General features: G+C 55.9%; 14 protein-coding genes. 1 reads left to right on the top strand and 13 read right to left on the bottom strand.

What is annotated here, in order from left to right; translation table 11 throughout:
* Window positions 1-9: 9 nt before the first annotated feature.
* The 12 genes from gstA to blr form a co-directional block, all read right to left on the bottom strand.
* The gene (gstA, locus tag ADJ24_RS22745; RefSeq protein ID WP_023311372.1) at window positions 10-615 is read right to left on the bottom strand and encodes a glutathione transferase GstA; all 606 of its coding nucleotides are present in this window, start codon (window positions 613-615) and stop codon (window positions 10-12) included.
* Window positions 616-715: 100 nt separating this feature from the next.
* Window positions 716-2,224 (bottom strand): dipeptide/tripeptide permease DtpA, encoded by a 1,509-nt coding sequence (gene dtpA, locus ADJ24_RS22740; RefSeq protein WP_023311373.1) that lies wholly within the window; start codon window positions 2,222-2,224, stop codon window positions 716-718.
* A 590-nt stretch (window positions 2,225-2,814) separates the two neighbouring features.
* On the bottom strand, window positions 2,815-3,450 hold the full coding sequence (gene nth, locus ADJ24_RS22735; RefSeq protein WP_008500570.1) for an endonuclease III: 636 nt from the start codon (window positions 3,448-3,450) through the stop codon (window positions 2,815-2,817).
* Entirely contained in the window at window positions 3,447-4,133 is a 687-nt protein-coding gene (locus tag ADJ24_RS22730) for an electron transport complex subunit E (RefSeq protein ID WP_023311374.1), read from the bottom strand. The genes nth and ADJ24_RS22730 overlap by 4 nt, the downstream gene beginning before the upstream one ends.
* Window positions 4,134-4,135: 2 nt before the next feature.
* Window positions 4,136-4,756, bottom strand: a complete 621-nt coding sequence (rsxG, locus tag ADJ24_RS22725) for an electron transport complex subunit RsxG (protein ID WP_023311375.1) — start codon at window positions 4,754-4,756, stop codon at window positions 4,136-4,138.
* A 10-nt stretch (window positions 4,757-4,766) separates the two neighbouring features.
* Entirely contained in the window at window positions 4,767-5,819 is a 1,053-nt protein-coding gene (gene rsxD / locus ADJ24_RS22720) for an electron transport complex subunit RsxD (RefSeq protein WP_023311376.1), read from the bottom strand.
* The gene (gene rsxC, locus ADJ24_RS22715; RefSeq protein WP_023311377.1) at window positions 5,820-7,955 is read right to left on the bottom strand and encodes an electron transport complex subunit RsxC; all 2,136 of its coding nucleotides are present in this window, start codon (window positions 7,953-7,955) and stop codon (window positions 5,820-5,822) included.
* Window positions 7,948-8,526 carry an electron transport complex subunit RsxB gene (gene rsxB / locus ADJ24_RS22710; RefSeq protein WP_023311378.1) on the bottom strand — a complete coding sequence of 193 codons (579 nt, stop codon included), beginning with the start codon at window positions 8,524-8,526 and terminating at the stop codon, window positions 7,948-7,950. The genes rsxC and rsxB overlap by 8 nt, the downstream gene beginning before the upstream one ends.
* Window positions 8,526-9,107, bottom strand: a complete 582-nt coding sequence (rsxA, locus tag ADJ24_RS22705; RefSeq protein WP_014883581.1) for an electron transport complex subunit RsxA — start codon at window positions 9,105-9,107, stop codon at window positions 8,526-8,528. The genes rsxB and rsxA overlap by 1 nt, the downstream gene beginning before the upstream one ends.
* Window positions 9,108-9,183: 76 nt before the next feature.
* Window positions 9,184-9,624: a DUF2569 domain-containing protein gene (locus ADJ24_RS22700; RefSeq protein WP_023311379.1), complete on the bottom strand. Its 441-nt coding sequence runs from the start codon at window positions 9,622-9,624 to the stop codon at window positions 9,184-9,186.
* Between the two features lie 86 nt (window positions 9,625-9,710).
* Window positions 9,711-9,926 (bottom strand): transcription modulator YdgT, encoded by a 216-nt coding sequence (gene ydgT, locus ADJ24_RS22695; protein WP_013096896.1) that lies wholly within the window; start codon window positions 9,924-9,926, stop codon window positions 9,711-9,713.
* A 231-nt stretch (window positions 9,927-10,157) separates the two neighbouring features.
* A complete protein-coding gene (gene blr, locus ADJ24_RS23685; RefSeq protein WP_168112406.1) occupies window positions 10,158-10,283 on the bottom strand; it encodes a division septum protein Blr in 126 nt (41 codons plus the stop codon).
* A gap of 243 nt (window positions 10,284-10,526) precedes the next feature.
* Here blr and ADJ24_RS22690 point away from each other — a divergent pair, with 243 nt between their 5' ends.
* Window positions 10,527-11,567 (top strand): oxidoreductase, encoded by a 1,041-nt coding sequence (locus tag ADJ24_RS22690; RefSeq protein WP_023311380.1) that lies wholly within the window; start codon window positions 10,527-10,529, stop codon window positions 11,565-11,567.
* 52 nt (window positions 11,568-11,619) lie between these two features.
* Here the strand turns inward: ADJ24_RS22690 and add are convergent, their stop codons facing one another.
* Complete coding sequence (gene add, locus ADJ24_RS22685) at window positions 11,620-12,621, bottom strand: adenosine deaminase (RefSeq protein ID WP_023311381.1); 1,002 nt, start codon at window positions 12,619-12,621, stop codon at window positions 11,620-11,622.
* Window positions 12,622-12,640 lie beyond the last annotated feature (19 nt).

The raw sequence follows: 12,640 nt of genomic DNA, 5'->3' as shown, positions 1-12,640 counted from the left end.
GCCGCTCGGTTAGTTCAACCCTTCCGCTTTCAGCGCCGAAGCTACTGCAGGACGCTCTGCCACGCGTTTCATATACGATGCGATATGGTCTAACCCATCCAGGTTCAGCTTAACCGCGCGCGCCCAGCGCAGCACGGTAAACAGATACGCATCGGCAATCGTGAAGCGCGAACCACAAATCCACTGTTCGTCTTTCAGCGATTCGTTAACGTACTGCAGCTTTTTCTCAAGAAGCGCACGCAGGGTCGGTTTGAACTCCTCTGGCGTATCCGGGCGGAACAACGGCGTAAAACCTTTGTGCAGTTCGGTCGCAATGTAGTTCAGCCATTCCAGCGTCTTATAGCGAGAAATGGTACTGACCGGTGCCAGCAGCTGACGATCGGGTACGCTATCGGCCAGGAACTGCATAATCGCGACGCCTTCGGTCAGCAGAGTACCGTCATCCAGCAAGAGAGCCGGAACTTGTCCCTTGGGGTTAATGGCAAGGAAATCATCGCCATTTTCCAGACGCTTTTTCATCAGATCAACGCCGTCCAGCGTGAAATCTTTGCCGCTCTCGCGCAGGGTGATGTGGGAAGCAAGAGAGCACGCGCCCGGTTTGTAGAACAGTTTCATCGGTAACTCCTTTTTGCTGAGGTTTCAGCTATGTTAGTGCGCCAACGGACAAAAAAAAAGCCGCTAATATGCATTAGCGGCTCGTCGTTTCTCAATAATCTTACGCGGTAGCGGTTTTGGTCGCTTCAGCCGTCTTGTCGTCGTCCTGAGTCATACGATTCAGTTTCGGCGCGGTCAGCAGCATCAGAACTGCAATAACCGCAGTAGCGATACCAATCTGCATGAACACGGTGCCGTAGACGTTCAGGGAGACCAGTGGGTCAGTGACGTTTTCAGGCACAGCCATCAGGTTCGCAATTTTACCCGCAATGATTGCCGCACCGGCAGTGGTCAGGAACCAGCTACCCATAATGAAGCCCATCAGACGCTGCGGCACCAGCTGTGCAACCATCGCCAGACCCAGACCGGAGATCATCAGCTCACCGATAGACTGCAGCGCGTAGCTCAGGATCAGCCAGTTAACGGACACGATACCCGCGTCGGTGGCAAATTTGGTACCCAGCGGCAGCACCAGGAACGCGCCGGAGCACAGCACCATACCGATCGCAAACTTGTGCGGCATTGGCAGACGGTCGCCCATCTTGTTATAGATAGCGGCCAGAATCGGGCTACCAATCATGATCCAGAACGGGTTCAGCGCCTGATACTGTTCCGGTTCGAACGCGATGCCCAGAATTGAGTGCTCAACGTTACGAATGGCGAAGAAGTTCAGTGAGGTTGGCATCTGGCTGTACAGCACGAAGAAGATAATCGCTTCCAGCATCAGAATGAACGCCACAATCATCTTGCGACGGGCAGCACCCTGCATGGCGAACGCTTCTTTCGCAAAGATAACCACGATACCCAGCGCAACCACGCCCAGAACGGCACGGGCGATACCCTGGTTGTGCAACAGCCAGGTGGCAATTGCCGCGAGGACAACAACGCCCACGATGGTGGCCAGCAGTTTGCCCATATGAACAGGCTCGAAGTCAGGTTTTGAACCGTAGTCTTTAACCCAGCTGCGGCAGAACAGGAAGTTCACCACGGTGATCAGCATACCCACGAAGCTCAGCGCGAACGCCACGCTCCAGCCGAACTTAGCTGCGAGCCATGGGGTTGCCAGCATCGAGAAGAACGAACCGATGTTGATGGACATGTAGTACATGGTAAATGCACCGTCCAGACGCGGATCGTCTTTGCTGTAGCAGGTAGAGAGCAGGGAGGACGGGTTTGCTTTGAACAGACCGTTACCGACGGCAATCGTCGCCATACCCATATACACGACAGCGGCATCGTGCCCTGACCATGCAACCAGACCATAGCCAATCGCCAGGACAATGGCGCCCAGCATGATGACACGTTTAGTCCCGAGGACTTTATCACCCAGCCAGCCGCCAATTGCGACCAGACCGTACACCAGAGCACTAAAGGAAGAGAACAGCGTGATGGAATCGGCTTCGGACATACCTAGCTGTTTTACCAGGTAAACCGCCATGATCCCTTGCAGGCCGTAATAACCAAAACGCTCCCATAACTCGATAGAGAAGATGAGATAGAACGCTTTAGGCTGTTTAAAAGCGTTAAGACTTACGCTTTCATCTGTTGGTTTATTGTTTGCAGTAGACACATATACCTCTTTTTTTACATCCCATATTAACGGGGGTGTTCATAGCGTGATGGCCGTCGTCCATACGCCTTATAGTTATATTGGGAGGAGAAACGGCGGGTAATGTTCACTATCCTGCCCCATCTGGCAATACATTTGTAATAATCTGTTACATATATCTGAAGTGGTATAATCGTCGGTTCATATAAATGTTATTCAGCGTTAAATTTCATACGATGATTAAAGGTAGTTTTTTCGACTGGCAATAACCCACTTCAACCGGCCTTTGGCGATATGTTCTGCTATTTGCCGCTTATCGCAGTGATATAGCCCATATTCTGAAAAATAGCTGGTCTTATCTTCGGCAATGGAAGGAGAGTATCTTGTCAGACAAAGGGTTTAGGCGGGTTTTGACAACAAAAATTCAACATGAAGTTATCAGGGTGATCGCGATCACAGATGTATAGAAATTTTTGGCTATGAAAAAAGTATTAACCTGTTTGAGCGTTAAACAACCGAACAAGTGACAGGTCAGGGGGAACGAATGAAGGACAAATAACGGCCAAAAGAAGGGTGCCTGGTAGCCCTTCTTTTGGTAAGGGTTGTGACGATCAGGGATACACTTTTTCTTTGTATTCGCAGAGATCTTCAATAATGCAGGAGCCGCAGCGAGGCTTACGGGCAATACAGGTATAGCGACCGTGCAGAATCAGCCAGTGATGGCAATCAACCTTAAATTCGGCCGGAACCACCTTTAACAGCTTCTCTTCGACCTGCTCAACATTTTTCCCCGGCGCGAAGTTAGTCCGGTTAGACACGCGGAAAATATGCGTATCCACGGCGATGGTCGGCCAGCCAAACGCGGTGTTGAGCACCACGTTCGCAGTCTTACGCCCCACGCCCGGTAAGGCTTCCAGCGCGGCGCGATCTTCCGGTACTTCGCCCCCGTGCTGTTCCAGCAGGATCCGGCAGGTCTTAATGACGTTCTCGGCTTTGCTGTTAAACAGGCCGATGGTTTTGATATAGGACTTCACGCCTTCCACGCCCAGCTCCAGCATGGCTTTTGGCGTATTGGCGACCGGATAGAGCAGGGCAGTGGCTTTATTGACGCTCACATCGGTCGCCTGCGCAGAGAGCAACACCGCGATCAGCAGCTCAAACGGGGAGGTAAAGTTCAGCTCCGTCGTCGGATGCGGGTTCTCGTCCCGCAGACGGGTCAGGATCGCAATGCGCTTTTCTTTATTCATGAAGCCTTCTCGGGTGTCCCTTCCAGAACGCTACGCTCAGCCGCGCGGCGCTTACGTTTCTCATCAATCAGATATTTTATCGCCAGCATCATGCCAAGGCCAATAAACGCGCCAGGGGGCAGCATTGCCAGCAGGAATGGCGTATCGGTGTGGAACACTTCAACGCGCAGCGCTTTGGCCCAGCCGCCCAGCAGCGCATCTGCGCCGTCAAACAGCGTACCGTTACCGAGGATCTCGCGCAGCGAGCCCAGCACGAACATGGCGCAGGTGGCGCCCATTCCAATGGAAAAACCATCCAGCGCCGACATGGCGGGACTGTTTTTCACCGCGAACGCTTCCGCACGGCCAACGACGATACAGTTGGTGACGATAAGGGGAATAAAGATCCCAAGCGACTGGTACAGGCCGAATGCGTAAGCGTTGATGAGCATTTGTACGACGCTAACAACAGACGCAATGATCATGACGTAAATCGGAATACGAATTTCCGACGGCGTCCAGCGGCGCAGGGCGGAGATGGAGAGGTTGGTCAGGGTCAGCACCAGCGTGGTTGCCAGACCCAGACCGAGCGCGTTGGTGGCGGTGGACGTTACCGCCAGCAGTGGGCACATCCCCAGAAGCTGCACCAGAGCGGAGTTGTTCTTCCACAACCCCTGGACAATAACCTCTTTAACCTGGCTCATGATTACTCCCCACAGGCCGGAAGATTGTTGATTTGCGCGGGCAGCGTTTCGGCATACAGCCCGGCTCGTTTTACGGCGTTCACCACGGCGCGCGGCGTGATGGTCGCGCCGGTGAACTGGTCGAACTCGCCGCCATCTTTCTTCACCGCAAACGCGGTATCCCCTTCGCCATGGATAACTTTACCGGCGAAGTGCAAAATCCAGTCGCTCAGACGGGTTTCAATTTTATCGCCCAGGCCCGGCGTTTCATGATGCTGCGTCACGCGGGTACCCAGTATTGTGCCGGAGAAATCGCTGCCGACGAGCAGTTGAATGGCGCCGGAATAGCCGTCGGGCGCCGTCGCTTCCATCACCGCGCCTACCGGTTTATCCCCTTTGCGGGCAATAAAGAGGCGGTGAGAGCCTTTCCCAAGCTGCGGCGCGTCTACCACAAAGCAGCTCTTTTGCAGGTCATTATCGTAGAAATCTGATGGGATCACCTGATCGAACAGCGCCTTTTGCTGCTTTGAAGCCTGCTCTTCGATGGTCGTTTTGGTTAACGAGTTAACAAGGGCCGTCAGCCCGGTCAGGACCGCGGCGAACACAGCCAGCGTGACGCCGTGTTTTTGCATCGTTTTTAACATGGCGAAACCCTTAGCGATGGCCGTACACGCGCGGGCGCGTGTAATAGTCGATGAGCGGAACGGTAATGTTGGCGAGCAGGACGGCAAACGCGACGCCGTCCGGGTAACCGCCAAAGCTGCGGATCAGCCATACCAGCAGGCCTGCCAGCGCGCCGAAGATCAGGCGGCCGCGGTTAGTCGTTGACGCCGTAACCGGGTCCGTCAGGATAAAGAAGGCACCCAGCATGGTCGCACCGGAGAGCAGGTGCATCTGCGGGCTGGCGAGTGATTCAGGAGAGAATACCCAACCCAGCGTGGCGCAGACCGCCAGCGTCACGAGGAAGCTGACCGGAATATGCCAGCGAATGGCTTTCTGCTGCAGCAGGAACAGGCCGCCCAGCAGATACGCCAGGTTGACCCACTGCCAGCCTGCACCCGCCAGCATGCCGCTGTAAATCGCGGATTTCATAATCTGCTCAACGCTGTGCCCGGCATGCAGGGACGTTTTAAAGGTATCGAGAGGCGTGGCCTGGCTGATGCCGTCCACGCCCATACGCAGCGCGCTCATGTCAGCGCCCAGCGCCGTATGGCCAGTAAAGATAACGTGCAGGGCATCCATAAAGCCCGGAACCGTGGCCGCAATCTCGTGCGGCGGCAGCCAGCTGGTCATCTGCACCGGGAAGGAGATCAGCAGCACCACGTAGCCAATCATCGCCGGGTTAAACGGGTTATGGCCGAGCCCGCCGTACAGCTGTTTGGCAATGATCACGGCAAACACGGTACCGAGCACGACCATCCACCACGGGGCAAACGGCGGAATACTGATGGCGAGCAGCAGGCCGGTCAGCAGCGCGGAGTTGTCAGCCAGAATGCGTGACACCGCCATCTTACGCAGCTTCAGGACGAGTGCTTCCGCCGCGACGGCGCTGGCGCAGCCCAGGGCTATCTGGAACAGGGTTCCCCAGCCGAAAAACCAGCACTGAACGGCAATGCCCGGCAGCGCGGCCAGGCAGACCAGCATCATAATGCGTGATGTCTGACGCTGGTTGTGGGTGTAGGGGGAACTTGCGATTCTGAAAACCATTTAATCCTCGTTTACGGCTTGCTGTGCGGCTTTCTTCGCCTGAACGCGCGCAATGGCGGCGGCGACGGCGGCCTTGCGCGGGTCATCGTTGGCGGCCTGCGGCTGCTCTTCCTGCTGCGCTGCCTTACGGGCTTTGGCGCGGGCAATCGCTGCTTCTACGGCGGCTTTACGCGGGTCGACCGGTGGTGCTTCTGCTTCTGATACTACCGTTGGTGCCTGCTGCGCAGCCTTACGGGCTTTAGCACGTGCAATCGCCGCTTCTACGGCGGCTTTACGCGGATCGACCTGTGGTGCTTCTGCTTCTGATACTGCCTCTGGCGCCTGCTGCGCAGCCTTACGGGCTTTGGCCCGGGCAATCGCTGCTTCAACGGCGGCTTTGCGCGGATCGACCGCATCCTGCTCGATGACCACGCTTTGCTCACCCGATTTGCGGGCTTTGGCGCGCGCAATCGCCGCTTCAACGGCCGCTTTACGCGGGTCGATCTCAGTATCTGCCTGAACCGTTTGCGCTTTTTCCGCCTGACGCGCGCGAGCCGCAGCCTTTCGCGCTTCGCGAGCGGCAATCGCTTCGCTGTTATCCGGTTTTTCCCCGGCCTGGATCACTACCGTCTGGGCGGCATCGGCTTTTTTCTCACGAACGCGCGCCAGTGCGGCGTTAATCGCATCCTGATCTTTCCCGGCAGGCTGAACGGCGGCCTGCTTATGGCGTTCCTGACGGGCGATTTTTTCGCGCTCCAGTCGCGCCTGACGCGCTTCGAAACGTGCCTTGGCTTCCGCGGCGCGTTTTTCTTCCATGGAAATGGCATAAATCTCGGCCTTCTCCTGACGGAAGTATTGCACCAGCGGAATGTTGCTTGGGCAGACCCAGGCGCAGGCGCCGCATTCAATGCAGTCGGCCAGGTTATGGGATTTTGCCTTGTCGTGCAGCTGGCCTTTGCTGTACCAGTACAGCTGCTGCGGGAGCAGATCCGCCGGGCAGGCATCGGCACAGGCGCTGCAGCGGATGCAACCTTTCTCTTCCTGTTCTTCACCCATTTCGGTTGGGGAAGGGGCGAGCAGACAGTTCGTGATTTTCACTACCGGAACGTCCAGCCACGGCAGCGTAAAGCCCATCAGCGGGCCGCCCATGATCACCATCTGGTCGCTGGTCGGGCAAAATTCAGCCTGTTCCAGCAGATGGCGCACCGGCGTACCCAGACGCGCCCAGACGTTGCCCGGACGGGAAACCGACTCGCCGGTCAGCGTCACCACGCGCTCGGTCAACGGCTCGCCGTCAATCACCGCGCGTTTCACCGCATAGGCGGTGCCGACGTTTTGCATCAGCACGCCGATATCCGAAGAGCGTCCGCCGTGCGGCACCTGCTTACCGGTGAGAATTTGCGTCAGCTGTTTTGCGCCGCCAGAAGGGTACTTGGTCGGGATAACGCGCAGGCTAATATCGTGACTGCCCGCCAGCACGGCGCGCAGCATCGAGATGGCCTGCGGTTTATTGTCTTCGATACCAATCAGCACTTCCCGCGGCTTAAGAATGTGCGCCAGGATGCGGATGCCTTCCACCACCTGAGCGGCGCAATCCTGCATCAGACGATCGTCGGCGGTGATATAGGGCTCGCACTCGGCGGCGTTGATAATCAACGTCTGGATATTATCGCCACCGCCGCGCAGCTTGACGCCGGTCGGGAAGCCCGCACCGCCCAGCCCGGCGACGCCGAACTGATGAATACGCTCAATAAGCGCTTCGCGGCTCTGGCTGCGGTAGTCGCTCCAGCCGTCACGATCGATCCAGCGGTCTTCGCCGTCGGCTTCAATGATCACGCTCAGCTCCGATAGAGCGGACGGATGGGCCACCGTATGAGGGGCAATCGCCACCACTTTACCGGAGGTTGGGGCGTGTATCGGCAGCATGCGTCCACGGCCAAAGGTCAGCGGCTGACCACGAAGAACCGTATCGCCTTCTTTCACGCACAGCTCGCCCTCAGCGCCAATATGCTGTTTGAGCGGCATGACGTAACGCGTCGCCAGCGGAATTTGACGCAGCGGCGTGCCGTTGGACTGGGTTTTCATCTCCGGCGGATGGATACCGCCGTCAAAGTCCCAAATCTTCTCTTTTCTGAAAGCAGAAAATAACTTAAGCATGTTGTTCCACAGGAATGATGCGAACCGGAATGGTTTGAAGATCCCACTTCCAGCTTTCGGTAGTCGTTTCAACCGGGCGCAGCTCAATACATTGCGTCGGGCATGGGGCCACGCAGAGGTTACAGCCGGTGCACAGATCCGCCACGACGGTGTGCATGGCGCGGGTGGCGCCAACAATGGCGTCAACCGGGCAGGCCTGAATACATTTGGTACAGCCGATGCAGTTTGCCTCGTCGATCACGGCGAGGGCGCGAACCGGCTCCTGCACCTCCGCATCGCCATCAACGGGCTGCGGATCGACGTTAAGCAGGGCCGCAATTTTCAGCATCACCGCTTCGCCGCCGGGGGCGCAACGGTTAATTTTTTCACCCTGAATGCCTACCGCTTCAGCGTAGGGACGGCAGCCCGGGTAGCCGCACTGCCCGCACTGGCTTTGCGGCAAAAGCTCATCAATTTTTTCAACAACAGGATCGTCCTCTACCGCGAAACGGCGGGAGGCGTAACCCAGGATAAGGCCAAACACCAACCCCAGGACGCTGATAGAGGCGATGGCAATCCAGATAGCATTCATTACAACTTCACCAGACCACTAAAGCCCATAAAGGCCAGAGACATTAAACCAGCGGTCACCAGCGCAATCGCGTTACCGCGGAAGGGAGCAGGGATATCCGCTGCCGCCAGACGCTCGCGAATCGACGCGAAGAGGACCATAACAAATGAGAAACCGACGGCGGCGGAAAAACCGTACAGCGCCGACTGCATGAAGTTATGGCCAAGGTTGATGTTCAGCAGCGCAACGCCGAGAACGGCACAGTTGGTGGTGATCAGCGGCAGGAAGATACCCAGCAGGCGATAGAGGGCCGGGCTGGTTTTACGCACCACCATTTCAGTAAATTGCACAACAACCGCAATGACCAGAATAAAAGCCAGCGTACGAAGATAGATTAACCCCAGCGGGATGAGGATCCAGGTATCAATCAACCACGCGCAGATGGACGCCATCGTCATGACGAAGGTTGTCGCCAGCCCCATGCCCATCGCCGTTTCCAGCTTTTTGGACACGCCCATAAACGGGCACAGGCCAAGGAACTTCACCAGAACGAAGTTGTTAACCAGCACGGTGCCGACAAAGAGCAGTAAGTAATCGGTCATTATTTAGCCTGTAATAAAAAAGCCGCCTATTATCGGACAAACTCACGCAGGCGACAACAGGTTATCTGTAAGGTTATTACGGGTTCACGAAGGTGTTTTTTACCCGCGTCGAACGCTTGAAATAGGGGACCAGCAGCGCGGCGGCCAGTAACGGGAAAAGCAGCTGACGAACGGCCAGAGCGTCTGATACGGGCGAAAAAGCAAAGGCTTTCACCGCCAGCAGAACCGAAATCAGCAGCCAGATAATGTAGTGTTTAGGTACACTTTTGCGGCGCTTAAAGAAAGCGATGGTCAACCACAGGGTGTAGTACCACATTCCAATTGCGAAAACGAACGACACAAACCACATCGCAATATTCAGCACGCTTTGCGACATCAGTGTCTGGATGGCGTGAGGGGTAATCAGTGCGGTGGTATACAGCAGCAGCGCAAGCGATGCGCTTAATAAGGCAACCAGCAGCCATGCCAGTGGGGCGATTAACCAGCCTCCAATGCGTTCTCCAGGCGTTGCGGTCATGAACTCTCCCATAATCTGCGCGAAATGTTGTACAGCCAGTTTGCAGGGCGGAGAGTATATAACATTTCGCGCGGATGGCTACTTTCTTATAAAACGTAACGCCATACGGACTTAGGCACTTCACCCACGTTGAACAAACGACCTCCGGAAACCAGCTCCGCACGGCGATGGTCAGCGGCGCGATACATATTAATGATGTCCTGATTATCCGACAGGGTGTAGTTCAGATGGTCAAACAGTTTTTCCAGGCTCTCAAGCGAATTGATCTTGCGAAATTTTAATAAATAGTCCTGAACTGTCATATTAATAAGTTTCCATATAAAAGTGAGTAATACCAGTTAAGGTAATTCGTTCGAATAATAAACGGATTAATAAAGACGTAAACAGCCCACTCAGGTAACGCGACGAAATTAGGAGTTTTCTTTGCTGAAATTCAGGCATCAGACGATGCCTGGAAGAGAAGGTTAACCGTGTTCACCAGGGCTGGCAATAAGTAACTGACATATTATGTCACTCTTTATTGCAGTAACCGGTTACTTAGGTTGGGCGACTGTGACAGGCTCCGGCGGCTGGTAGTTATCGATATGGCTGGCAACACCCAGCAAAATGACCGAAACCCCAAGAACAATCCATCCCGCTAATTCAATGATTCGATTAATAATTGACGTCATGATTCGTAGTTGTACTTTATCCATAAATACAGGTCGCAAATGTTACAGCGACGTTTCCCCGACGGCAAGCGCTTTGGGAACGGTTCCCTTAAACAAAATCAGTGGGTTAATACTATGTAACAAAAACAACCCGTACAACCTGCTATTTTAAGTCATATGGCACATTATTAATCTGTGGTAATGCCAGGCTAGCCAGTGTGAAATAAGAACGTCATAAAAGAGGACGGCACTATGAGTGATAATATACGCGTTGGGCTTATCGGCTACGGGTATGCAAGCAAAACGTTTCATGCGCCTCTGATAGCCGGAACGCCGGGGATGACCCTGGCTGCGGTATCCAGCAGCGATGCCGCTAAAGTCCATGCCGACTGGCCTTCCGTGCCGGTTGTCTCTGAGCCAAAACACCTTTTCAACGATCCGAATATCGATTTAATCGTTATCCCCACCCCGAACGACACCCACTTTCCGCTGGCAAAGGCCGCGCTGGAGGCCGGTAAACACGTGGTGGTCGATAAGCCCTTTACCGTCACGCTGTCTCAGGCTCGCGAGCTGGATGCGCTGGCAAAGAGTCTCGGCAGGCTGCTGTCGGTGTTTCATAACCGCCGCTGGGACAGCGACTTTCTGACGGTAAAAAGGCTTCTCAGTGAAGGCACGCTAGGGGAGATCCTCTTTTTTGAATCGCACTTTGACCGCTTCCGTCCGCAGGTACGAAACCGCTGGCGCGAGCAGGCTGGTCCAGGCAGCGGCATCTGGTACGATTTAGCCCCGCATCTGCTGGATCAGGCGGTCAATCTTTTTGGTCTGCCGGTGAGCATGACGGTCGATCTGGCCCAGCTCCGGCCCGGAGCGCAGACGACCGATTACTTCCACGCGGTGCTCAGCTACCCGCAGCGGCGAATTGTGCTGCACGGCACGATGGTCGCGGCCGCGGAATCGGCCCGCTACATTATTCACGGCACGCGCGGGAGCTACGTGAAGTTTGGCCTCGATCCGCAGGAGGACCGGCTGAAAAGCGGTGAACGTTTGCCGCAGGAAGACTGGGGCTATGATATGCGCGACGGCGTGGTAACGCGGGTGGAAGGTGAGGAACTGGTAGAGGAGACCTTGCTGACGATCCCGGGCAACTATCCGGCCTATTACGCGGGCATCCGCGATGCGCTGAACGGCACGAGCGAAAATCCGGTTCCGGCCAGCCAGGCGATTCAGATTATGGAGCTGATTGAGCTGGGTATTGAATCTGCCAAACATCGCGCCACGCTCTGTCTGGCATAATTTAAAATATTTTTGTAGGCCGGGTAAGGCGTAGCCGTCACCCGGCAAATGCTCAACCGCGAGCCACTTTATCTTTAAGCGCCTGCTTCTCTTCAGGCGTCAGGAAAGCGATCTCCAGCCCGTTGATCTGCGCCTGACGGATCTGCTCGCGGCTCAGCCCCGCCTGCGGTGCGGCGATGTTGTACTCGTGGATGATATCCACGCCCTGTACTGCCGGATCGTCCGTGTTCAGCGAGGCCAGCACGCCGTGTTCAAGGAACGTTTTCAGCGGATGATGCGCCAGCGCTGCGACGGTGCTGGTCTGAATGTTAGACGTCAGGCACGACTCAATCCCGATGCGCTGCTCCGCCAGGAAATCCATCAGGGCGCGATCTTCTACCGCCTTCACGCCGTGACCGATACGCTCGGCGCCCAGCTCGCGGATGGCCTGCCAGATGCTTTCCGGGCCAGCCGCTTCACCCGCATGCACGGTAATGTGCCAGCCGGCATCGCGCGCGCGGTTGAAGTGGGAGAGGAACAGACTGCCCGGGAAGCCCAGCTCGTCACCGGCGAGATCGACGGCGGTGATGGCATCGCGATGGGCCAGCAGCGCTTCCAGCTCCTGCAGGCAGGCGGCTTCGCCGAACGTACGGCTCATAATGCCAATCAGACGGGCCTGAACGTCGAAGGTTTTACATCCTTCGCGGACGCCTTCAATCACGGCTTCCACCACGCCTGCAACGGGCAGGTTGTGGGTCATCGCCATATAGCCCGGCGAGAAGCGCAGCTCGACGTAATGCAGGCCGTTACGGGCCGCATCTTCAATGTTTTCAAACGCCACGCGGCGGCAGGCATCCAGCGAGGCCAGCATCTTCACGCCCCAGTCGAGTTTGCTCAGGAAGCTGACCAGGTCCGGTTCATTGGAGGTCACCTGTACGTGAGGGATCAGCGACTCAAGCGTCTGCGCAGGAAGCGTTAAATTGAACTGGCGGCCAAGATCGAGGATGGTTTGGGCACGAATGTTACCGTCAAGGTGACGATGAATATCAGTTAAAGGCAGGCGTGTATCAATCATGGTCGCACTCTTTTCTGGT

Source organism: Enterobacter sp. 940_PEND (assembly GCF_001059415.1).
GTDB classification, from domain to species: Bacteria; Pseudomonadota; Gammaproteobacteria; order Enterobacterales; family Enterobacteriaceae; genus Enterobacter; species Enterobacter cloacae_M.
The sequence above is the reverse complement of the archived record's forward strand: the minus strand, read 5'-3'. Positions and strand labels throughout refer to the sequence as shown.

Bases quoted from the DNA above. Each gene is read 5' to 3' on its own strand.
- gstA (WP_023311372.1), bottom strand. From the start codon at position 615: ATGAAACTGTTCTACAAACCGGGCGCGTGCTCTCTTGCTTCCCACATC.
- rsxC (WP_023311377.1), bottom strand. From the start codon at position 7,955: ATGCTTAAGTTATTTTCTGCTTTCAGAAAAGAGAAGATTTGGGACTTT.
- rsxB (WP_023311378.1), bottom strand. From the start codon at position 8,526: ATGAATGCTATCTGGATTGCCATCGCCTCTATCAGCGTCCTGGGGTTG.
- rsxG (WP_023311375.1), bottom strand. From the start codon at position 4,756: ATGTTAAAAACGATGCAAAAACACGGCGTCACGCTGGCTGTGTTCGCC.
- add (WP_023311381.1), bottom strand. From the start codon at position 12,621: ATGATTGATACACGCCTGCCTTTAACTGATATTCATCGTCACCTTGAC.
- ADJ24_RS22730 (WP_023311374.1), bottom strand. From the start codon at position 4,133: ATGAGCCAGGTTAAAGAGGTTATTGTCCAGGGGTTGTGGAAGAACAAC.
- rsxD (WP_023311376.1), bottom strand. From the start codon at position 5,819: ATGGTTTTCAGAATCGCAAGTTCCCCCTACACCCACAACCAGCGTCAG.
- rsxA (WP_014883581.1), bottom strand. From the start codon at position 9,107: ATGACCGATTACTTACTGCTCTTTGTCGGCACCGTGCTGGTTAACAAC.
- ADJ24_RS22700 (WP_023311379.1), bottom strand. From the start codon at position 9,624: ATGACCGCAACGCCTGGAGAACGCATTGGAGGCTGGTTAATCGCCCCA.
- ADJ24_RS22690 (WP_023311380.1), top strand. From the start codon at position 10,527: ATGAGTGATAATATACGCGTTGGGCTTATCGGCTACGGGTATGCAAGC.
- nth (WP_008500570.1), bottom strand. From the start codon at position 3,450: ATGAATAAAGAAAAGCGCATTGCGATCCTGACCCGTCTGCGGGACGAG.
- ydgT (WP_013096896.1), bottom strand. From the start codon at position 9,926: ATGACAGTTCAGGACTATTTATTAAAATTTCGCAAGATCAATTCGCTT.